At 60.9% G+C, this 23,292-nt stretch carries 13 protein-coding genes; 7 read left to right on the forward strand and 6 right to left on the reverse strand.

The features are described 5' to 3' along the window. The first annotated feature begins 417 nt into the window (after nt 1–417). The 4 genes from LRX77_RS01470 to LRX77_RS01485 all read left to right on the forward strand — a co-directional run bounded on the left by LRX77_RS01470 (nt 418) and on the right by LRX77_RS01485 (nt 7,528). Entirely contained in the window at nt 418–1,215 is a 798-nt protein-coding gene (locus LRX77_RS01470; protein ID WP_231831068.1) for a hypothetical protein, read from the forward strand. Next, nucleotides 1,208–3,556 carry a DEAD/DEAH box helicase gene (locus tag LRX77_RS01475; protein ID WP_231831070.1) on the forward strand — a complete coding sequence of 783 codons (2,349 nt, stop codon included), beginning with the start codon at nt 1,208–1,210 and terminating at the stop codon, nt 3,554–3,556. Before LRX77_RS01470 ends, LRX77_RS01475 begins: the two co-directional genes overlap by 8 nt. A 125-nt stretch (nt 3,557–3,681) precedes the next feature. After that, entirely contained in the window at nt 3,682–4,338 is a 657-nt protein-coding gene (locus LRX77_RS01480; protein WP_231831071.1) for a hypothetical protein, read from the forward strand. Between the two features lie 970 nt (nt 4,339–5,308). Beyond that, nucleotides 5,309–7,528 (forward strand): ATP-binding protein, encoded by a 2,220-nt coding sequence (locus tag LRX77_RS01485; protein ID WP_269453597.1) that lies wholly within the window; start codon nt 5,309–5,311, stop codon nt 7,526–7,528. On the opposite strand, the gene LRX77_RS01490 is transcribed toward LRX77_RS01485, so the two are convergent. Genes LRX77_RS01490 through LRX77_RS01515 form a run of 6 tightly spaced genes read right to left on the reverse strand, consistent with a single transcriptional unit; the run spans nt 7,520 to nt 19,718 of the window. Next, nucleotides 7,520–7,903 carry a very short patch repair endonuclease gene (locus LRX77_RS01490; protein ID WP_231831074.1) on the reverse strand — a complete coding sequence of 128 codons (384 nt, stop codon included), beginning with the start codon at nt 7,901–7,903 and terminating at the stop codon, nt 7,520–7,522. The genes LRX77_RS01485 and LRX77_RS01490 overlap by 9 nt on opposite strands. A 59-nt stretch (nt 7,904–7,962) precedes the next feature. Further along, nucleotides 7,963–10,959: a Z1 domain-containing protein gene (locus LRX77_RS01495; RefSeq protein WP_231831076.1), complete on the reverse strand. Its 2,997-nt coding sequence runs from the start codon at nt 10,957–10,959 to the stop codon at nt 7,963–7,965. Then, nucleotides 10,949–11,944, reverse strand: coding sequence for a PD-(D/E)XK motif protein (locus tag LRX77_RS01500; RefSeq protein WP_231831077.1), 996 nt, complete (start codon nt 11,942–11,944; stop codon nt 10,949–10,951). Before LRX77_RS01500 ends, LRX77_RS01495 begins: the two co-directional genes overlap by 11 nt. Continuing rightward, a complete protein-coding gene (locus LRX77_RS01505) occupies nt 11,934–13,475 on the reverse strand; it encodes an ATP-binding protein (RefSeq protein ID WP_231831078.1) in 1,542 nt (513 codons plus the stop codon). The genes LRX77_RS01500 and LRX77_RS01505 overlap by 11 nt, the downstream gene beginning before the upstream one ends. Before the next feature lie 5 nt (nt 13,476–13,480). Then, nucleotides 13,481–16,867: a Swt1 family HEPN domain-containing protein gene (locus LRX77_RS01510; protein ID WP_231831079.1), complete on the reverse strand. Its 3,387-nt coding sequence runs from the start codon at nt 16,865–16,867 to the stop codon at nt 13,481–13,483. Between the two features lies 1 nt (nt 16,868). Continuing rightward, on the reverse strand, nt 16,869–19,718 hold the full coding sequence (locus LRX77_RS01515) for a DUF1156 domain-containing protein (RefSeq protein WP_442961601.1): 2,850 nt from the start codon (nt 19,716–19,718) through the stop codon (nt 16,869–16,871). A 161-nt stretch (nt 19,719–19,879) separates the two neighbouring features. On the opposite strand from LRX77_RS01515, the gene LRX77_RS01520 reads away from it, so the two are divergent. The 3 genes from LRX77_RS01520 to LRX77_RS01530 all read left to right on the forward strand — a co-directional run bounded on the left by LRX77_RS01520 (nt 19,880) and on the right by LRX77_RS01530 (nt 23,289). Then, nucleotides 19,880–20,974 carry a DNA cytosine methyltransferase gene (locus LRX77_RS01520; protein ID WP_231831082.1) on the forward strand — a complete coding sequence of 365 codons (1,095 nt, stop codon included), beginning with the start codon at nt 19,880–19,882 and terminating at the stop codon, nt 20,972–20,974. A gap of 468 nt (nt 20,975–21,442) precedes the next feature. Then, nucleotides 21,443–22,126, forward strand: coding sequence for a hypothetical protein (locus LRX77_RS01525; protein ID WP_231831084.1), 684 nt, complete (start codon nt 21,443–21,445; stop codon nt 22,124–22,126). Between the two features lie 146 nt (nt 22,127–22,272). Then, nucleotides 22,273–23,289, forward strand: coding sequence for an HNH endonuclease (locus LRX77_RS01530; RefSeq protein WP_231831085.1), 1,017 nt, complete (start codon nt 22,273–22,275; stop codon nt 23,287–23,289). Nucleotides 23,290–23,292: the final 3 nt, after the last annotated feature.

Consider the following 23,292-nt stretch of genomic DNA (forward strand, 5'->3'; position numbering starts at 1 on the left):
GTTGATGCGTGGCTAGCGCAATTTCTCACTGGAGAATTAAGCACTGCACATTTCGCTTGTCCTACAAGATACAGATTCTGTACGCAACGCACGTCCACTGATTTGTACGCCATCAAAATGACGAAGGCGAGCGGCGAGAGTATCCGATCTGTCGCTTATCACTATGCCAAGTGCCAGAGCACGGTACAGCCACGCAGGAAAGACACTCAATAGACAAAACCTCAGAGCTGCCGTTGACTGGCTCTGGGCGCAGCGGGAGTTCAGTGCTGCGGCTGGGATAGACCTGAGCGGCTCCGTCTGAGTCTTATCATCGTCTAGGAGAAGACGTCAGGCAGTTGTATCCTTGATCCTAGACTTCCTAGATTATCGTCGTCTGTTGATTACAACTACACACTGGCAACTAACCGAAAGAGTTCCGTGGGTAAACTTTTCCACCATGAAGCGCTTCGACCACAGCCAACAGATTACTGTGGGCGGATCTGGAAGTCTGACGACCGTGAGTCACTCGCCCGTGCCATTGCAGACCTTGCGCTCGGCCAATGCGCCCATGTCGAAAGGCTGCTAAAGTCAACCGGATCGTGGCAATCCATCCCAGCCACGTATAGCATCGATTCCGCTATTAAGTCGCTGACGGTTCCACAGGGTATGGACCCATGGCACCGTGATGGCTGGGTGTTCCAGCTCATTTCTTGGATCGCAGCGATCGAAGAGTCAGATGGCCTCACTCGTTTTCCTCAAATGGATCAAGCGTCAAAGGGCTTCGATGGATTCCAACTGGAATTTGATCCAGGCACAGGCAAGGTAGCTCGGGCAGTCATATCGGAGGATAAGGCGACTGACTCGCCAAGGGACACGGTTAGGGAAATGGTCTGGCCCGAGTTCGTCAGTATTGAGCGTGGAGATCGCCATCCGAGAATCGCAGTGGAAATCGGCGCACTCTTGAATGGTCGATACTCTTTGGAAAGCGTCACTGAAGCTGTGGATCGTCTACTCCGAACCCCTGAGGGCCTGGCATATCGAGCCTCCGTCACGGCGGGTCAGTATCATACTCAGGCGCGCGATTTCAACGGCCTATTCAACGATTTTGAGTCCTCTGTGCCAGGCTCCCGAGCACGTAGGCGAGGGAACGTTCTCGAAGTTGATAACCTTCGAGACTGGATGGATGCGCTATGCTTCCGCGCCGTCGAGATATTGAAGGCCGACCGCCATGTTTGACTCAGTTACTTCCGCACTCATCGCAGCGTCGCCACGGCTCACCGGGGTAGATAACGAGAGACTTGCCGACCAGATCACAGATGCATACGTCCAGGTCACGGTAGCCAAGTCTCTTCTCGGAACTGACCTACGTGCAGAGGATCGACTACTTGATGAGCTCCGATCTATCGGAGCTTCCAATGAAGCAATTGCCCTCGCAATCGATGACCCAGAGGTTCAGCAGTCGGCCGCATATGTAGCGGCCAGCGCATACCATGCGCTGTCCCAAGCGCTCTCGAACGATCAGCGGAACCCCCGGCCACTGGGCTCTGAGTCTATTTCCGCTGCTGTCGCTGCAACGCTGCTATTCTTAGTCGCCGATGCGGCACCGGACGCGTCAGAAGCGGCATCATTCGTCGAAGAGAATAACGAGACACCTCTCTCATCCTTGTTGGAACTGATACGCCTCCTCGGACGAGGGGAAGTACATCTCAATGACTCTCGGCAAACCATTATTCTCAATCCAGACGAAGACCCTTCAACCCTTGGCGCAACAATCGGCTACTGGAAGTGTGAGAGGACATTACTAGCGCTGATAGCTAAGTTGGATGGCCAACCTTCTATCGAACATGACATCGAGTCCTTTGCAGACATCGCTTCAAGTATGTTGAGCACTCTCACTTTCGGTTCCAGCGACAGCACTCGCACTGTCACGAATCGAATCGTCGGCCCCTGGCACCTCGCACGACTTCTCGAGATGGCTGAACCGACGCTACTCCTGTCCTCTACCGCTGCGATCGATGCGCCCCACAACGTGGATGCCGCTGGATGGGCGCAACATCTGGTACGTACAGCTCGGCGCCGTCCGTTGCTCTGGCGGAATCATCGCGCCGCCCTCGATTCAGGCCTCCTCGACGAGGGCACATCGGCTGTGCTCGCGTTCCCTACGGGCGCAGGGAAATCAACACTGTCAGAACTCAAAGTTGTTGCCACAGTCCTTCGAGGAAAGAACGTCATCTGCCTGGCTCCGACCTTGTCACTAGTCGATCAGCTAGCCCGCGCCTTCAGGCAAGTGGCACCCACGGCGACAGTAATTGCGCAACGAGAAGCCGACGAAGATCTTATAGGGCTTGGCAACGTTGGCCCTAAGATCTACGTTATGACTCCCGAGAGCTGTTTGGCGGCCCTTGGTCTTGACTTCCAACGGTTTGGTGATGTCGGTCTCGTCATGTTCGATGAGGCGCACCTTATGCACTCAGAAGGCTCTGAGCCCACGCGCCGATCAATCGACGCAACGCTCTGCTTCCTGACTCTGGCGACGAGATTCCCAGCAGCAGATCTACTGCTAGTGTCTGCGATGATCGCAAACGCAGAAGAGCTCTCCACCTGGCTGGCCTCGATTACCGAGCGAAAAGCGATCGCCCTCGACGATCCGTGGAAGCCCACGCGCCAGGCTCGCGGAGCCCTCGTCTACGACGCCCAGAGAGTCCGGCAGCTCCGAGCCCAGCTTGATGAAGCCTTCCAGTCCTCAACCACCCAAGGCGTCCCGGCTGCAACGCGCAAGACGATGACAGCATTCCCATACGGATTATTTAGTCTTCGGTCGACGTGGGAGTCGAGCAATACACGGGACTACCGCTTCGTCCGCTTGCTCGACGAGCAGGTTCCGCTAGCCATTGGCGGCAAACGATCCAAAGACAATGCGTGGTGGCTGACGCCCAATGCCAACCAGGTAGCTGCCAGTCTCGCACGGGCCTCTGCCCGTTCTGGAATGAAGACGCTCGTGTTCGCTAACCAGCCAACGTGGACTGTATCGATTGCTCGAGATATATCAACCGGTGGTACGCGCCATACTCGATTAGTCTCCGCAGAACGCGACTTGATGAAGCGCATCGTGGACGCGCTTGGCACTGAGTCCGCGATGTACCTCGCCATCGATGAAGGCGGCGTGCGAGGAGATGCGATCCCGCATCATAGCCTGTTGCTTCCGGATGAACGCCGGCTTCACGAGCGGCTCTACCAGCGCCCGGATGGCGTGCCCGTCCTGGTTGCGACATCAACGATCGCTCAAGGAATGAATTTTCCCAGCGAGTTCGTGATCATCACCAGCGATCGGAGATTTGATACAGCAACGAACTCACGCGCGCGTGTCGAGTCCCATGAACTGCTTAACGCAGCAGGAAGGGCGGGTCGCGCAGGTGCCCACGCGAACGCGCTTGTTCTCGTGATCCCTGGAGACCTCGTCGAGTACGACGGTGAAGGTCAGATTGGTGCAGCGTGGCCCCCCTCCAAGATGCTTTCTCCAAGAGTGACCAGTGTGTTACGCTTACAGACCCTTTTCAACCTCTTCTCACTGCACTAGACGGCGAAGACCGCCCGCCGCTCGTTGACTACCTCACTCGTCGCCTCGATAGCGTTGCTGACACAACAGTTGGCCCTCGACTCATTCAGAGCAGCCTGCTGGCCCACACCTCGCGAGGGACGAAAATGGAGACATGGATCAATCAGAAAGTTGCGCAGCTATCTGCTTTAGTCGAAGCTGAGGATGCCGAACCTTGGGTCCGGCAGTGCGCGCTTATCTCCGGACTTCCCCTCGCAGATATTCAGTTTGTCGCGGAGTCGCTGAACTCCGCACCAGCGGGCATTGGGACCATCGAGTCGTGGTCTGCCTGGATCCTTAACCTTCTAGAGACGCGGTCCGCCATGACGGAGGCGATGCTTCGAGCCGGCAGCAGAGCCGCGCTCACAGGTGCTCCCGAAGAACTCGACGACTGGGTAACGTCGGGCAGCATGCTCGTCCAACATTTGCGGGTCCTTTTGCCTCCGTGGCTCCGCGGCGAGTCACTTTTGAAGATTCAACAGGTAGGAATCACCCGCAAGTTAGCAAAGAATGCGGACAAGAAGTTGACATTCGCACGTAAATTCATGCTGCGGGTCGTTCCAGACCTGGCCTACCTGTTTTCGCTGCCCGGCATGGTTATTGAACAACGTGCCGCTCTCGGAAGCGCAGACCCGCTTCCGGCGGACCATCCACTCCGAGTCCTCGGACGATGCGTGGAACTGGGCGTCGACAGTGCCGAAAAGATAGAGCGGCTGGAAGCGTCCCCGAGCTTGAGTCGACGAGACGTAAGGTCGCGAAGTTAGCCCAGCCTCTCAGCCGGAATTGAACAACCACACGCGATGCTTCAATACGTCGCCCGTCAACGATGCGGCCGCCCTCTCAAGTGAATCCTTCAAAGTGGTGTGACGCACCAGCCATCGAGCTCGTGGCTCACGACATGAGTGCGGTGACCGTGTGAACTTCCGAGAAGGCTCTTGCTTCTCACTCGCAAAAGGAATCATCACGATGGCCGAGCTCCAAATTCCTGTGCCTGCCGGTGTGCCTAGCGAACCCCCTTCTCCCACATGTCGCCGGACTTGATGCTCCGCTTGCTACAGGCCACGGTCAACGTGCTCATGCATGTAGATGCCGATGCCGTTGTCGCCTAGGAATTGAAGAATGCCCAGTGACGAACCCAAGCCCCGATGCAAACGGCCACCACCGCCGAAACTTCGACACCCGCATTACGACATGTGAGACCGGTGCAGCATGATCCAGATTCTTCGCCGCTCTCGTCACTCACTGCATTCCGGACTGTGCCTCGTTACCAGCGATGCGCACCAAAAGTGATCAAGACAATCGCTTAGAACCGACCAGGCACTGCCTGGAATCGCTGCCACACCCACTACACGCTCAGTGTCTTGGCTGTCATTCCCCAGATTCACTGGCCAGCGGCACAACCCATGGTATACCCCGCCGACGATCCCTCCGGCTCGGACGCACCACGCCCAGTCTGACCAGATCTCGACCGCGTCGAAGGCGCTCTCTCCAACAGGTCGCACACCTCGACTCCTCCGTCGCAAACACATCTTTGTGTCCACAGGGTTCGCCGAGGAGATCCACTGCCCCGACCTCGACATCCCCGCCACAAGCTGCCTCGCTCAAGTCATCTGCAACCCCCAAGGGAGACCACCGACATCGTCCTCTAACTCAGCGTCTGAGCCCGTCTCCTCAGAGCACCGTGCACTACCTGCTTATCAGGGACTTGACCACCCGTGGTCTTAAGATGAACTTATGCCGACGCCGGATACAAGAAGATCGAGACGATCAACCCCTGAAAGCCCTTGGATCGTTCTTCCACCCGATCCCGCGCTGCTTCTCGCTCTTGGCGGAGGGCATTCGCTCGAAAGCGCTGTGGCCGACATCATCGACAACAGCATCGATGCTCAGGCCGACACAGTTCGCATCCGGTTCCTCGTGCGCGGCGCTTCTCTTCTGGGGATGCAGATCCGAGACAACGGCACAGGTATGGACAAGGCGACGTTGGAGAACGCACTGAGGCTTGGGAGCCGCAGAGAATACTCATCGTCCGACATGGGGCATTTCGGCATCGGCCTGAAAAACGCATCCATGGGCTATGCACAGACACTGACCGTCTATACGACCACAGTCGTCGAGGGCGAGCAGCTCTTCGCTGGGCTGGAGCTCAGTCCGCGCGAGGGCGACACTGACATCCAGGCCAGGTCGATTACCCCCGATAGGGCGGAAGAGGGATATCGCTTCGGTAACGACGTCTATTCATTCGGCTCGGGTACCGTCGTCGAGTGGGCGGGTATCAAAGGAGCGTCGAACTCACCCGTACCCGCAGAGCGCAAAGAGTGGCTGAATCAGACCATCGAGTCGTTGAGACTCGGACTGGGCTTGGTGTTCCATCGCCTGCTCTCCGCCGGAGACCTCAGGATCGAGATGGATGTGCTGGACCTGGCAACAGGTGGTTCCGGCGCACCGCGCTCAGTAGATCCCCTCGACCCATTCGGATACAAGGTTCCTGGAAGAAGGGGATTCCCCGTACAGCTCTCTGCGGCAGGCCCAGGGAGCACCGAGGTACGCGCGACCTGTCATATCCTGCCTCCGAAGGGCCATGACAAGCTTCCCGGCAAAAAGGTGGACTGGCAGGGGCTCTACATCTATCGCAATAACCGCCTGCTTACGCTGAAAGCAGGATGGCACGGGCTGGTCGCTCCGAAGAATGACCTAAAGCTCGCGCGAGTCGAGATAGAGCTCACCGACGATCTGCTCCCGTATGCAAGCCCGACTCCAGAAAAGAACGACGTCACTTTGAAGCCCGAGTACGGCAACGCCCTCATGGCCGCCGCTGATGCTGCTTCTGGAGGCGACTTCGTCGGATATCTGGATCAAGCCGTTTCGGTCTGGAAGGACTCGAACAAGCGCAGCACTGCAAAACCGATCACCGAGATCGGCTCCGGACTGCCCTCTGATGTGGTCAACGGCCTCTGCGATAGCTTCGGTTGGAGGGCGAATAAGGAACCCGTCGATATCGTCTGGCGTGAGATTGCAGAGGACGACCTCTTCAAAGTCGATCTGGCCGACAGGACTCTGACGATCAACTCGCTCTATTCGGATGTCTTCGGAGGTGAGGACACACCGAGCTCATTCCTGTTCTCCACACTGCTCTATTTGCTGACCGAGGCCAATTTCACTCGGGAATCGCATCTGCGCACCTCTACACTCGACCATCTGGAGCAGATAGACACCGCGCTCCTCGCCGCGATTCATGCTTCAAATGACGATGCTCCGTCGATAGATTTCAAAGGCATGCCTCAAGATGCCTTGGCTGCCTTGCTGACTGCTTCGCGGCGGCAACCGCCAGCCTCCCCTGTTCAAACGACTCCTGCAGAGACATCCACGAGCATGCGGCCCGGTGATTCCCTGCCTTCTGAAGAGGTTCGCACTGAGGACGTCACAGAGCGAGCGTCTGTTGCCGCCGAGACGGCTCCTGATGCACTCGATCCGCTCGAGAGAGAAGTAAAACATGAAGCGTCGAAGACTGCTCTCGTTCCCCCTGACGTCAGGCGTGCCACTCACGAAAAGCGCAAGCTCCCCAGCGCTCCGCTCGACCGACTCGACCTGGAGATATTCGAAAAGTACTGTGCTAGGGACAGCATCACTGAAATCGCCAGCGCCCTCGAGCTGACTGACAATGCCGTGGTCAAGAGTCTCGTGCTGTCTGTGTTCGGCCCAGAAGCGCTTGAAGACGATGCGACACTCGCTCCCTATCATGGCATGCTGTACACACCTGAGGAACGATCTCGCATTCTGCTCGCCTACAAGACTGCCGATGACCCCTATTCCGCAGTCCCATCGGTCGCAAAGCAGGTGGGAAGAACTCCGTTCGCTATCGCCTGGAAGCTACTCGACAGCCCGAAACGCCCCGTGCCAATCGACAAGCACGTTAGGCGCTCGGTCAGACGTCGTGCCGCCGTTTTAGCGTGATCCAGCCCGCTTAACTGTCTCCTCTATTACAGCTGCTGCATCAGCAGGCAGATCGTGCTCCCAAACCCGAAGCACTTGCCAGCCCGCCTCACGCAGAACAGCGTCTGTCTCCCTGTCCCTCTGAACGTTCCGCGACAGCTTCGGCTCCCAGTAGTCAGCGTGGGTCTTCGGCACAGTCCCGTGCAGCGGGCAGCTGTGCCAGAAGCAGCCGTCAACGAACACCGCCACGTGCGCCTTGGTGAAGACGATGTCGGCTTTCCTGCGCCGGTGGTCATTCAACGGTGCATAATCCACACGGTAGCGCAGACCGTGCCTGTGCAGGATCGAGCGGAGGGCGAGCTCCGGTTTAGTGTCGCGACGCTTGTTCGAGCGCATCGAACGCGCCACGCCATGTGAGCTCGCCCAGGAAGCCCCTTCCTCCAAAGCTGCAGGCTTCACTCGCCGTCTTCGGCCGAGACGATCGGTTGATCTTCGTATTCGCGATTGCGCACCGTAAAACCGATACGTCCCTTGGGCGCAGCATTCTTAGGTATCGCGAGTGAGAAGATCGTCGCGATATCCTCAGTTTTGACGTGCAACGGCAGACCCTCCGGGCTTCGATCCTTCCCTTTAGCCGGATCTGCCGCGAAGGTCAACAGCATGGCACCCCGCGTCGGAGTGTACAACTTCTCTGCCTTCTCACCGCCGACAGCAAGCGTATTGCCGGCGATTCGTTCGATAGCACCTCTCTGCCGGAAGGAGCTGCCCGAGAAGCCCGCACGATCCTCGCGGCGCTTCCGCTTGAGAATGGGAATCTCTAAGCTGTCCACGGCCCTAAGTACAGGTTGCTTCCCGAGATAGGGCACAAGAACCGCCCAATCGTGCAGCAGGCCCTTCGTAATGGCATCCCGCATGATCTTCAGCGTTGGAAGGAAGTCGAAGCCGTCCACCCATCGAAACTGCTCCAGCACATTCAACATTTCCTCTGCGCTGACGATCACCGATCGCGCCAGAAAATGCCTGGTCTTCTCCGTGACCTTGTCGTAGTAGTCGAAGGTCTCAACGTCGCCCAGCCGGAGCAGCCAGTCCTCAACAGCCCGGAAATGTACGCGGTTATTCTCCCCTTTACCTCGGTCAGGCTGACGCGGAAAGTCTTGAAGCTTTCCTCCGACACCCTTGTACTCGATCTGAGCGTTATACATCTTGTTGCGGCTCGTAGGCTTTAACCAAGGAAGCTGTTGGAACACCATGGGAGGCACGTCTATGGGGCGAACCAAAGGCTCACCACTGTCGTCCTCACCGGCATAGGTTTCCAGCTCGTTGCGGAAATCCTCCTCGTCTTCGACGATGGTCTGGAACGCCTCGTAGAGATCGTATTCCTTACCTCTGCCATCGAAGACTTTGCGCGCGATGAAGAGCCTGACGAGATCCTGATAGCCCGGACGGTAGCCGAACCAGCGCCCCATCTGCATCAGTGTGTCTGCCTGCATGGACCGGCGGCGATAGTACGTCACTGTAAGGCCCTCAACAGTAAACCCCCGGCTCAGCTTCGTGCCACCGACGAGAATCCTCCAGACGTGCTCCTTGTCGAAGTCGATCTGCTCGTACTCCGATTCCTTATCACCGTTGATCACTACAACTGGGTCCCTGGAAACTGTGATCTGATCGAGTGCCTTACCGATGAACCGTTTCAGCTCTTCGAACCGCTCGGGCAAGGGGGCATCCCATAGCCTCGACTCAGAGACCGGGCGGATATCCGTTTCGAAGAAATCCCTCAAACGTTCAAGCCCTCGTGGAGAGGAGAAGCCCGCACGAGACCATTCCCGTACGATCAGGGATGCAAGCGCCTTGTGCTCGATCTGTTTGACGGATTCGTGCACCAGCATCGTATGGTGGTCTGTTTTGACCTTGAACCCGTGAGCCTTGCGCCAGAGCTTGATCGCTCCGGTCAATACGAATGTGTCGAGAGCAGCACGGAGCTCATCGAGTTCCCCCTGCTCGTCATCTGCGACCATCCCGCGGACGAAGGCCGCCTCATTCGAGAACGCAGGATCTCTCTTCGCCTCGGCCGAGAGCGGCTCAAGATCGTGAAACTTCCGCCCACCCATGTATTCGCTCGGAGGGGTCAGGCTGACGATGAAGTCACGCGGGAAGATGTCCTCTGAGTCCTCCGGAGAGATGAAGACGTTGGCGAACGGAGTCGCAGTGTAGCCGATATACTGCGCTCTCTTGAGCTCGTGCAGTAGCTGCGAGATGAGACTGTTGATCGCCGTCCTGTCAGAGTTCCCAGGGGTTTGTCTCTTCTTCGGATTCACCGTGTTCACCGAGGCCTGATCGGCTTCATCGTCGATGATCAGCGCGGGTATCTCATTCAGACTGGCACGAACATTCTTCAGATCATGGACGAGCTTTTTCAGTACGCTCTTGTTCTTCTTGACAACGGCGATCCGCACGTCAGTTCCAAAGACGTTCTGCTCATTCCACACAGGCAGCGCGGGCTTTCGCAGTTCATTTCCACTGCGGAAGTCCAGCGTATCCAGTCCCGCTTTCAGACTCTTGTAATCGCCGCTCTTCCCGGTGAGGCGCTTGATAGCGGGAGCCGCACCTCCTGAGCCGAAGTCAATGCCGTGCGAGACGAATTTTCCGTCGTACCAATCGATATCGCCGTCATGCGCGTAGTCGACATCGCTCAGCGCATCAGAGTTGTTCTCGTCACGACCGCCAAGAATGTTCTCCTTGCCGATCAACTCCATGTCCAGCCGGCGTTGCGTCTGCGTTCGGAGTAGCTCGACGGTACCAGTCAAGACAATGATGAGGCGGTACCCTGCGTCGATCGCCTTTGCGATCACACCGGTGAAGTTCGCAGTCTTTCCGCTCTGCACGTGTCCGACCACCAGTCCCTTCGACTGATACGGCGCCGCCGCCGTCGGGTCCGCAAGTCGGGACACGATCTTTGTCGTCGCCGTATCGATGTCGATGACAGACTCGGATGGAAGCTTCCTACCGAGCACCTTCGCATACTCGGTCCAGTAGAAGTCGTGATCGCGCCGCCGCTCCGGCGTGTACCACGGAGTCCAATCCTTATCGACGATGAAAACATCCCCCTTGAGCCTCGGCGGATATGCCTCGTCGATACTCTCCACTGCAGCCTGACAGAACCCGAGCAGGTCATAGACGTGCGCTCTGCGCTCTGAGGTGTGCGGCGCCGTCCCTGCGCTCCAAGGCTCGTCGTCCACCGCATCCCACTGCCCGAGCAGTATGCGGAATTCCACGACGACGGCGCTGTTCACGTCCTCATCAGTGAGGATCTCGACCAGTCCTTCTTCGCCGAGCGAGGTGTCAGAATGGCGCAGCTCGAACTGCGCCTTCTCTAAGATGTTCTCCGGTCCGTATCCTCTGAGCCCTCTGAGCACCTTCAGAACGGTCCGGACCGCTTCGTCGTCATTCGCCATGGTCGGCCTTTCTCTCGCAGAAACCAGTGAGTTCAGCCGGAGGCTCTGCGGCCTCCAGCCCTGTCACATCGATACGGTAGACCAGACCTACGACAAGCTCGGGTCGGGCAACGATACTCGCGATGTCCTCAGAACCGATGGCCGGGAAGTCAGCATCGACAGTGTAGGCCCTCGGCTCGCTCCTGGAGAGGTACCTGCGCGTGTAGAGATCGTCGGCAGTGCGCACATCCCATCCGAGTCCCCGCAGCCGATCATCGAAGACGCGGAGGGAGCGCTCCAGAAGCCCTCGGACGCGTCTCACCCGTTCGGTCAGCGTTTCACCCTCGGCTGCAGCGCCTGCAGAAGTCACCTGGATCGATACCAGGTAGAGCGGCCGCCCCGGCGAGGGCTCAAGCTGCGTCGCGCTGCCGATGACATGAACCCGCGCCTCCGTGCGCGTGGTCTTCACCTCCGCGTCGAACCCGGGCAGCACAAAGTCATGCTCCTCACTGTCCGGGCCGAGCCAAGCCGCAGTAGCGGCCTCCTCACCGATTCCCTCGACCAGATGCGCGAACATGCCGAGCTCGCCGAACAGGCCGATCTCCTGCTCGTCGCTGAGTCTCCGCTTCTTCGACAAGAGCTCCTTGAACGTTACGAGGGCCTCGCCGATGGCGCCTTTCAGCGAACGGCCAGCTTCGAGCTGGTCCACCACCTTCATGATGAAGGAATAGCCCTCGTAACCGGTGCCGTCGACGTCGACCCGCAGGTCGTACCAATCCTCGTCTTCACCGGGCTCCTCGACGACATCGATCGACAGTCTGTCGTAGGCGCCCACGTCCGGCAACGGCCCCGATTTCGGCGATCGTAGCGTCAGCGTCTGATTGCGTGGCTCAATGAGCATCCTCGTCTGCGGCATCGCCGACAGCGGCAGCACTAGCTCTGCCTCCGCTCGCAGGTACTGCTCCAAGTTTTCAGGCTTCAGCATCCGGCCGGTCTCAACGTCCATCGTTCGTCTCCTCACCATACGACCTGCGTTCCAGTTCCTCGTCCAAAGCGCCATGCAGCAGCTCTTCCCACGCCCTGAGCTCGTCCTTCTCCCTGACTCCGAGCATCTCGCCCTCGAAGTATTTCGAGTAGACCAGCAGCAGGAGCATCTTCACGAACGGCGCGTCATCGGCCTCGCCTGTTGAGGCACCGAGGTACTCACGATAGGTCGAATTGAGCCAAAGCGTTCTCCTCTCAAGATCGACGCGCACCAGAGCACCGTCCCGCATCGTGCGCCAGCGGATCTCGATTGGTCCCTGTTCAGGAGACGTGACGATGTCCTCGAGGTCGTTCCTGAGCGCAGGGCTGAGGCCCCGTGTCACGCCCGAGAGAATCACCGGCCGTCGGTGCCGCTTCCGAGAAATCCTGGATGCCCCCTCGGCAAACTCGAGGAAGTCGCGAAACCCCGTGCCGTCGGATGCGATGCTCGCCTCCACAGCCTCTCGGAAGTCCGCATCGAACTCGACGCCAGATTTCTCGGGGTTGATCGTCACCCGCTTCGGCGGCAGTCTGTCTATGTCGAGCGCGATCCGAGCGTAGTCGAGGTCTTGGTTGCGGTGCGCAACTCCGTTCCAACCGCCCGTCTGCAGCAGTCTGTCGTTGCGATAGACGAAGAACCCCTGGTACTGGCCTCCGTGGATCCCGAACAGGCGGAAGGCAGGCGATCCCTTCTGCAACGCCGGCCAGACATGCGCATCGAGGTCGAAGCCCTCGCCATCGATCCTCCCGCGGAGCAGCGTTCCGGGCCGTCGCCCGACAGAACGGTATCCGAGCGGATCGATCGGCTCTACCGACCTGGTCACACCCGGGCGTCTCGCGTCGAGGTCGAACTCGTCGATGGTGATAGCGACGTCTCCTCGTGCAATGATCCGGTGCAGTACGAGTCCGAGATGGGTGCGGATGCGCTCGACTGTATCCGCCAGCCAGGCCGCACGATCGTCCTCGTCGGACGAGCTCAGGAAAGTGCGCACACTGCGCCACTCGACCACTGTCCCGTGCTCTCGGTCGGTTCCGGGGATGTGCGCAGGCCCTTCTTCGAGTGCCGCTGCGACGTTCTCGGGGTCGAGCTCTGCGACTGTCGTGGGGTCCTCCGCGAGAATGCGCCTGCCCACAGCCAAAGAACCGCCAGCCTCGATGCTGTAGACGTCGAGGGCGTCGGCCTGGCTCAGAGAGGCCGCCTTCAAGCCGAGACCGAAATTACCGAGGTCGTCTTCGTCGTAGTCGCGGCGCCCGCCGAACGTCATGGCGCGATCGATAGCCGCATCGTCCATGCCCCGCCCGTCATCGATGACCCGCAGGCCGTCGACGACGCCACTGTGCGAGAGGAAGCGGATGTGCACGTGCCCGGCTCCCGCGTCGATGCTGTTGTCGACCAGATCGGCGATGGCCGTGGCGAGCGAATGATGCCTACCGACGGCCTCGGCGATGCTCGGGTCGGGCGGCACCCGCCGCGAACCGATCGCCTGCACCGCGCCCTCGTCCTGCGCCCCCATACCGCTCACCCCTCCGTGAACTCGCTGGATGACATGCCGAGCTGTCGCGCGTTCTCCGAGACCGTTCTGACCGTGCCCTGGTCGAATCCATCGGCCTTGTCTGCGGCCACGTCGACGCGGATCTCGAGTCCGTCGGGCTGCGCCGCCTGTAGGTGCACCAGCACCTCGTCGACGAGTTCGATCACCTGGGCGCGCAGGTCCTCCCGCGGCCGCAGATCGATGTTGCTCTCGAAGCGCACATTCTCGATGACCACGGGCTCTGGCCGTGGCATGGTCCGGCTCGGGGTGCGCGACGGCCCGGCTGCCGAGGGAACAGCAGCCCCCGGCAGTGTCACAAAATCCCCGCGCGTGCTCTCCTCGAGACTCCGAGCAGCCTCCTCCTCGCGGGCGACCTGCTCCTCGGCGAGCCGCGGTGCGACGAGCAGCGTCGAATCATCGATCGTGCCGGCGTCCAGCTGCTCGAACGGCACGCGCAGACCGGTGAAGTCACCAGTCGCCTCGTCGTAGCCGTCGGCCAGAGCGAAGCCGCGCTGGCTCCACCCGGCGTCGGTCATCACCGAGCGGATGGCGTCGAGCAGCACGCGCTTGTCCCGGAGTCGCGGCATGTACGGGTACTGCAGATGGTACTGCCAGAGCTCGCCGACGGAGAGGTAGCCGCGGTTCCACCGGCTGCGCAAGTACTTGTCGAACGTCAGCCAGAGTGAGACCGGCGATGTCTGTGTGTAGACGATCTCGTCCCGCCCGAGACGCTGTCCGGCGCGCACCGCGATGCGCTTGTCTTCGCCTTCGACCTTGACGATGTCCGTCGTCGCGGGCTGTGCCCCGTCGGTCTGCACGGGGTAGAGCGCCCACGACCAGGCCGCCGAGAGTCGCTGGTCGACGCGCGCCCGCGTCTCGTGCTCCATCTTGCGCGCGTGATCGGCCTGGCTCTGCGTCAGGTCGAGAGCCTTCACGGAGGCCGCGATCTCGGCCCAGGCCATGTGCGTGCGCAGTGCCTCCTCAACCTCGTCCCATCGGTTCTTATCGGCCGCGAGTGCGATCACGGTATTGGCGTTCTGCCGAGCGGCGCTCCCCCTGTGCCCGAAGAGGTCGTCGGCGAATGCTCGGGCCGTCCCATCCTTCCCACGGGAGGCGATCGTGTACCGCGGATGCAGGACGACCAGCCGCACCTCCTCGGCCTCCGCAACATCTGACGTCGCAGCCGGAGCGATGACGACGCCGCCGAATTCCGGCGCGCGGCCCGCGACGCTGCGCAGCAACTCCACGGCTTTCGCGTAGACATCTTCAACGTCGAAGGCCTGTGCGTGCTCGGCGACCATCCTGTTGACCGAGGGCTGCCGGTCGTACCAATATCTAGTCCCCTCCGAGTACAGATATGTGGCCCTATCGGAGAGCATCTGCAGCGCCGAGCCGAAATTGCCGATGGTATCGCCCGGCATGGCGACGCCGAGAAACACCCGCTGACGCTCTATGCCCTTGTGCCCGCTGCCCAGGGTGGCCGCGGAACCGAGGAAGAGCGCCCTTGCGATGCGTCTGGTGAGCGCGCGTCGGCCGAACAGCGGACGTTCGCGGTCGACGAGCAGCGGTGCCGCATTGTCCCCGTCGACGTCGGTCTCGATGATGGTGCGCCAGGCGTCGTCGAGGTAGGCGGTGACCTCGTCGCGAACGGCCGGATCATCGAGCGGCATCGACCCGGGCATGATGAGCGGCGAGTCGTCCTCTGCCTCGTAGAGCGAGTGAACGACGGCGCTCATCATGCGCAGCACGCCGCGCGTACGCTGGAACCTCTCAAGCGTCGACCAGTCTCCGTAGAGCCGGTCGAACAGCTCGGGGTGGATCGGGTACGCGGCCTTCAGCCTGCCCTCGTATTCGAGCTGGCGGGTCTCGGGCGGCAGTTCCCCGGTCTGACCCCGGTAGTACTCGGTGAAGCGCCTCACCGTCGCGTCGATCTTGCGTTGCGCGTCGGCGTCGGGCTCGACGAAGAGCCTGCGCCGCACGATCTCGAACGACTCCCCGCTGGATGCCGGCGTCCAGTTGTGCGCGACGCGACCGACCACGTGCTGCAGCCGCTGCAGCGCCTCTCGACCGTTCTTGCCTCCGACCTCCAGGTCGGAAGCCGTCGCCTCGGTCTCGTCGAAGCGGACGTCCGATGCCGGGATCGAGACGAGCAGCAGCGCACCGGGCACCGATTGCACTGCCGCGGTCAGCTGCTGGGCGAAGGTGAACTGGTCGTCGAAGGTGCCGCCGACCAGCCCTTCCCTGCCGTAGAGCCCCCGCGCGTAGGCGACCCACTCGTCGATGAGGATGAGCGCCGGCGAGTATCGAGCGATCATCGTGCGCAGTGCCTCACCAGGGTTCGTGCCCGTCCGGTCGGCGTCTGCGACGAGCGCGTAGCCCTCGACACCGCCGAGCTGCCAGGCGAGCTCGCCCCACATGGTGTTGACGACCGTGCCGTCGGGTTTGGTCGAGGCCTGCCCCGGCGACATCTCGTTGCCGACGATGGCAACGCGGTGCACGTCGCGCTCGAGCATCTCCGGTGCACCGATGAGCTCCTGCACCTGCTGGGTGAAATCGGTAAGCCTGTTGCCGCTGAACAGGTGCCATGCGGCCAGCATGGAGTGGGTCTTGCCGCCGCCGAACGTGGTCTGCAGATTGATCACGGCCTGCGCGTTGGGGTCGCCCGAGATGCGCTTCGCGCTCATGGTGAGCAGCGTCTTGAGGCCCTCGGTCAGATAGGTGCGGTCGAAGAATAGAATCGGGTCGTTGTACTCCCGCGAGGCTTTGCCTGTGGCGACCTGGTGCAGGTCGGCTGCGAATTCAGCCCGGGCGAAGTCTCCCGCTGCTATGTCCGGATGCGGCTGCAAGACCTCGCGCCAGGGCGTCAGCTCCGCGTCGGCGAGGTCGGGCATGTCCGATGCCGCGGCGCGCACATCCCGTCGCGTCGCCTCGCTATACGTCGAACGCTGCACATCGTTGCGCAGCTTCCGCACCTGATCGGCCTGCGCAGGCGCACCGATGGCACGCAGTAGCCGCTCGCAGGTGTCGAGCGCTCGATACGCGTCATCGCCGCTGATGGGCTTCGCCTCATGCGCCCATTTGTTCCGCCAGTCGCGCATCTCTCCGGCGAGGTTCTGCTCACCTCGCGACAACCGATCGCTGAAGGGGAACCCGAAGCTGTCAAGCCGCTCGGTCAGCGCGCGGAGCTGCACAGAGGGGTCTCCCGGGTCGTAGTTCTGCCCCGCGCGGGTGCCGCCGTCCTTCTTCTTGAGGATGACCGTCCAGTCGTACCCCTTCGGCGTATACGGCGCGAGTACCTCTGCGATGAACGGGCCGAGCGCCGTGCTGAGCGCCTCGAGGCCACGTCCGACGCGTTCCCTGTTGCTGAGCGCCATGTCATTCCCCCTCTTCCAGCGAATCGAAGTCGAGCTGAGCGTCCGTGGCCGAGAGCTGAGCCCCTGACTGCTCGTAGACGCGCGCCGCTGCACGGATCTCCGTCCAGGAAGCAGCAACATCGTTGAAGAGGATGCCGTCGGCCGTGCGCTTCTTCTTGTCGCTCACCTGGTAGAGCAGGTAGGCGAGCTGCCTGGCCGACGAGGTATCGACGCCGCGTGTCTCACCCCGTGCCAGGATGCGACCGGCCGCATCGAGCCCGCCATGCTCGTCGCCGAGCGCCCGAGTGATGTGCAGCACGACCTCCCACAGCGTGATGCGGTCGTCATCCATCGGATCGTAACCGGCCGGCAGCTCCGCAGGAGCCAGCAGCTTCACCCTGCCACCACCGGAGTGCAGAATGGCGGAGCGGCGGAGCCCGTCGACGTTGGAGTTCTTCGCGTTCGCAAGCGTCTCGGCCTCGCCGTAGGTGCCTTCGTCAAAGCCGTGGCCTTCGTACCACGAGACGCACCAGCGCGTATCCGCGTCGAATTCGCCCTCCTGTTCGGAGACGACTTCGTCGAGCACAGTATTGATCTGCCGCAGCGCCTCGCGCACGGGCATGCTCGACCCGTCGGACTCGATCACCTCGGAGTACTTCGAATAGACGGCCATGCCCGGCCCGATCGCGGCCTGGGCCAGATCGACAGGGGCCACGCTCCCCTGCTGCAACGAGCGGAGGGCCTCCGGCAGCGTCGACCGGAGCTCTGCGGTGAACCCGCGCCTGTCAACAGGTGGGGCATCTTCGGGACGTGGCCGCAGGGCCAGGACGATGGAGGAAGCAAGAGCGTTGGTGCCGACGCTGTTCATGCGGCCACCCCGTTCTGAACGAACGGGCCAAGTCGCGGTGATCATCCATCCCGCATGGATCATACTGCCGAGGATGGTCTCCCATCCCGTAGACGCTTGGCCAGTAGGATCTTTCTCCGATTGCTTAAACGCGTAGTACACAGTGATCGGATAATCTTGCAAGGCGGTTCCTCGAGCTTTTGCGAATACATGCTCGAATCCGTCTTCGAAGAACTCTCTCGCCCCCTCTTTGCCGTCGCGTCGATATGGATTTGCGACGAGTTCCTCAGTCTTCGGGACAAGCACTGTACTGAGCAGCTCAGGGTGGACGTCTTTCAATGAACGACGAAGCCAAACATAGAAATAGTCGGAGAGATCCGAGTACCCTACGTTGTCGTAATACGGAGGATCTGTCGAAATGAGCAACTTAGAATAGCTACGGGTTGCGGCATCCGCTTGATGCGCCTCGGCATACATCCCAGAGCCACAAGGCAAATTTTTTATCGCGGATATCACCCATGCGATCTGGCCGTCGAAGTTACCCGAGGACCTTGAAAAAGGATTGGTCTCGGCATAGTCCCAAACCATGGGGATAGCTTGACGTGCAAATACATTTCGGACGAACTCGCCTGTAGACGCCCAAGTATTAATAGTTGAAAAATAATCCGTGCACCGAGAAGTCGCTACCGCCAAATAGGTGGCGACGGCATCAGCGTAGGCTGCGGCACCGGTGCCGCCTGCTTCGAGGCGATCGCCTTCGGGCAGGCCAACAACCAGCGCATCGTGGAGCACCCGTTCGCGCGCTTCACTCACCAGGTCGCTGAACGTCGTGAGCGCGGTCAACTGCCGGTTCGTGAACAGGTCGGTGAACTCAGTCAACCCATAGCGGACCACGTTGATCCGCCCAGGCCAATCGAACAGTTCGCCTCGAGGCGCGTCGTGCGACTCAGCCTCCTCTGCTGCCTGCCGGTGAACCTCGTTCGGCGCCAGGTAAATACGACTCCGTTTTCCCTCCGCCACGATGGCCATCAGCTCTGCGCCAAGACCTGTTTCTCTGCTGAAATGACGTATGTAATTCAGCGGCACAGCAGATCCGCAGGCGATGCACGTCGCGCCTTGCCGCCCTACTGTCCCGTCATTCTCCTTTGTCGGGGCCTTGGCCGGATCATGCCCAATCGAATACTCCACGTGCCCGCCGACGACGCTGGGCATTACGTACGCCTCCTTACCCTTCTTCTTACCGAGCCACCATTTGCTGGTGAGAGGCATTTCAATGCCGCAGGCCGGGTTCGGGCAGGTCACAGTCCTCACCCAGACCCAGGCGATGACGTTCGCCTCAGTGCCGTCGTCGAGCACGGCCTTGGGGTAGAGACTACCGATGCGCCGCTGCGCCTCGTCGCGCATCCAGGCGCCGTACCGACGGACGTCTTCGGCGAGGCCCGTCGCCTTGGGCCAATCGTTGCTCTGCTCTGCCGCATCCGGGAACACCGGCGGCTGCCCTGCGAGCTTCGGCGGGATCTCGATCAGGGCCTTGTCGATCAGGACCGCAACCGGATTCAGATCAGAGGCGTGCGCCTCGAGACCGAGCCGCTGCGCCTCGAGCGGGATCGTGCCGCCACCGGCGAAGGGATCCACAATCGCCGGTGGTTTCCCGTGCGTGGAACGGTCGATCTCCGCACGCACGGCATCGAACAGGCGCTCATCGCCGAGGTTGTCCCAGTCGACCATGCGCGTGATCAGAGCGAACAGATGCTCCCGTTCCGACTCGATCCGCGCCGCGACGTACGCATCCGCATCCGTCTCACCGCGCTGCTCGGCCTCTGTTCGGAACTCTCTCTCGCGGGCCGAGGGGTCGTCCACCAGCTGTGCGAAGAGCACGGCGCGCGCCGTGGCTAATGGTTTCCTCGACCACCACAGATGAAGCGTCGACGGATGCCCGTGCCGGATGGACTTCTCGCGCGCAGACTGTGCGTTGATGGCATCGAGTGGCAGGGCCACCTCGATCAGCTTCTTCTTCAATTCCACTCCAGGTCGGGCCAAAATCTTCGGTTGCAAGGCCCGAAAACTCCCCAGCGGGCTCACAGCATCGATCTTAGTCTGGGCCACAGACACTGCGAACAGAACGCTCGTCGACGGGCCGGCGCGCCAGCTGGCAAGCCGGGCTCCGGCCGGCTAGGATCGAAGACATGTTCGACGAGCGCATCCGGGTACTCGACCTCTTCGCAGGCGCAGGCGGTCTCACCGCCGGTTTCCACGAGGCGTCGCCGCGTTTCCAGACCATCGGGGCCGTGGAGATGGATGCCGCTGCCGCGGCATCGTACGAGGCGACTTTCGGTGAAGGACTCGTCTACCAGGGCACGATCCAGGATTGGCTCGAGACCGACCTCGTACCGGAATCGGCAGATATCGTCATAGGCGGCCCGCCCTGCCAGGGATTCTCGACGCTCGGCAAGCAAGACGAAGAGGACGAACGGAACTTCCTCTGGAAGCAGTACGCGAAGACACTGACACGCGTGAAACCGAAGTACTTCGTCGTCGAGAACGTCGCCGCCTTCGCGAAATCTCCGCAGTTCAAGCAGTTTCAGAAGGCGACCGAGCCGGGCGGCGAGCTCGAGGATTACGATTTTCAGTACCAGGTCTTGAACTCGGCCGATTACGGGGCGCCCCAAGCCAGGAAGCGCACCGTCGTCATCGGATATCTGCGCAGCCTCCCGTTCCCGGGGTTCCCCGAGCCCACGCATTCGCGCACCGGCGGTAACGGGCTCAAACCGTACCGAACCGTCAGAGACGCCTTCATCGGCATCCCACTGACGCCGGACAAAGACGCGCTCTTCGACCTGCGCGAAGTTACTGTGGGCTGTCGTGTCTTCGCTGGGGCCTTTCGCCCGCGTGAGCTGCACTGGAGCCGCAGCTACCGGCAGCTCTCCCTGGACCGGTTCGCCGAGATTCCGGTCGGCGGCAACCGCTTCGATCTACCCGAGTCACTGCTGGCCCCGTGCTGGATCAAGCACAAGACCGGTTCGGCCGACGTCATGGGCCGCCTTCACGAGGATCGGCCGTCAGTGACCATCCGCACAGAGTTCTTCAAGCCTGAGAAGGGCCGCTACCTGCACCCCACGGAGAACCGGGCGATCACGCACTACGAAGCGGCCAAGCTGCAAGGCTTTCCAGACTCCCACCACTTCGTGGGGTCGAAGACAGCCATCGCCCACCAGATCGGCAATGCCGTTCCGATTCCACTGGGGTCGGCGATCGCGCGACAGCTGCTGGAACAGTTCTGAGCAGCCTGCCCCGCCCACGGGCATTTCTTCCACCAAGGGCAGGACAGCCTGTGTCCACCAATTAACGTTGGTGGACACAGGCCCCACCCCCGCCTGGGCGGGGATATCTTATGATCCCGCTCCCTATCTGAAAGCAGATTACGGATCACCCCACCTCATTCAGCAGGATCAGACATCAAATAATCCTAGTCGCCTAGCACTACATTTATGCTGAACTAATCTGCTTTAGAGGAATGATGGTAGATTTGTTTCCTCCGAGGGTTTCCTCGGAAAAACGAAGGGGACGTTATGCACAGCAGGAAGAGCAACCGAGACCAATGCGAAAACGCGCGACATCATAGCTGCGCCTGCAAAACATGTGGTGGGGCCATGCATCGCTGGCCTGGGCTCTTGGACCTCGCTCAACACCCAGACAAAATCGCGACATGGAAGAGCATTCGATTGGGGAAATGGCCTGAGCGATTGGAAATGGACTCCCGACAGACGAGAAGAATCGCTGTCTGCAGTTCTGCCGCCTCAGCACCGGGCCTGCGTGGCAGAAAGACAGTTCACAAGGCGTTGAAGTCAGCGCACAGCCGACGTTCAAGATCACGAAGAGCGGTAGCCTCAGCAGAACCGGCCAGCGATCTCCTGCTCAGCGAGAGCATCAGGTACCTTTCAAGGCTTGATCATCGCAACGCACGGACTCTTACCGCAACGCACAGAATTCTCGAAGAGGGAGTAAAGCCAAGCGGTGCACTATTGAGACACAACTACCTAATAGATAATCAGAAGAACGCCATTCGACAGTCCCATATCTGGTGCACTCTGCTCCTGCCTTCCGACGATTCGACGCTCAATACAGAAGAAGCATCAGATCTCCTACCAGAGATGAGCACGAGCGCAGATACTGCAAGTATCAAAGCGCAAGTGTATAAGGCACTGAGTCCCATCAGAGAGGTCACGCTTTCTCTCAGCGCCGAACTCTCCCCCGACGAGATCCATCAAGCGCTACGAGTCGCCGCCCTGTTCATCTGCCCCGCGCCGGAACGTCATCACCGGCTAAGGGCTGAGAGCTTCCTACCTCTTGCGAGGCAGGCCACCAGCGACGTCAGAGACCCAGAGATCGAGTTCGCGATCACCTGTGTGGAGTCTTCCCTGACAGACGTCTAGGCTGCCAGCGTGTAGATGCCAGCAGCGACCTCGACGACACCACCGCATCGATCTACTGAGTAGACGGCTAGGTCTAGCGCATGCTTCGATGACCGTCTTTCACTGTGGTGGCATGACCGGGGACTCTTGCGCACTATCCTGGCCTCATGCCCTTCCCGCTCGCAGCCTACCTGCACCTGTCGCAAGTCGATGCGCGGGCGCAGTTCGAGCGCACCCAGACACGCAGCCCCACAGCACCCGGTGGCAGGCAAGAGGCATTCCTCCCCGTCGAGACGCTGTTGTGCTTCGGCGCCAGCTTCCGCGTCAACGGGCACGGCTACGGCGGGGCGAACATCACCGCCGCTCCCCCACCGGTGCCGCAGCTGGCGCGACTGTTCCGACGCTCGCCCGGAAGCATCATCCGCAAGATGTCGAACCTCGACGGATCGAGCCCCAACGGCGCCAAGAACGACGTGCTCGTCGCCCTGGAGCTCACCCGCGACGTGCCCGCCTACCTCGCCATCTACCAGCGGCTGCTGCTCGCCGCGCGCGCTGCGGGCATCACCGCCGACCAGCTGCCCGATTTCCTCGACCTGGTGCCGCACGGCACCCCCGCAGACATCGGCTCGTTCTTCGAGATCGACACCGTGCCCGACTGGCAGATGGAGCAGGCCGTGCAGATCGAGCTCGACTCCTGGCGTCAGAAGGCCCCTGACATTCCCACTGCCGAGACCGAGCGCCTGGCCGTCGCCGGGCAGCGCATTGGTCAGCAGCGCTTCGCCAAGGATGTGCTGCGCAACTACCAGCGCACCTGCGCCTTCTGCGGGTTGCGCACCGATGCCATCCCGGGCAGCCGTCGCATGCTCGTCGCCAGCCATGTGAAGCCATGGCGCGACGCGACCAGCCGAGAGCGACTCGACGCGGCAAACGGGATCGCCGCATGCCCCACGCACGACGCGGCCTTCGACCAAGGCTTGGTCACCGTGGCCGATGATCTGCACATCGTGCGCGCGCCGACACTCGAAGCCGCCGTGCACGCTGATGGTCGAGTCGCTCACAATTTCGGTGACTCGGGGATGCTCTCGCACCTGCGTGTGCCAGATACGTCCGCACGGCCCCGCGCCGCGTACCTGCAGTGGCATCGGTCGCATATCTGGGCCGCGACCACCCCTGTGAGCAGTTGACCA

This window comes from Pseudoclavibacter sp. 13-3, from assembly GCF_021168475.1.
Classification (GTDB): Bacteria; Actinomycetota; Actinomycetes; order Actinomycetales; family Microbacteriaceae; genus Pseudoclavibacter_A.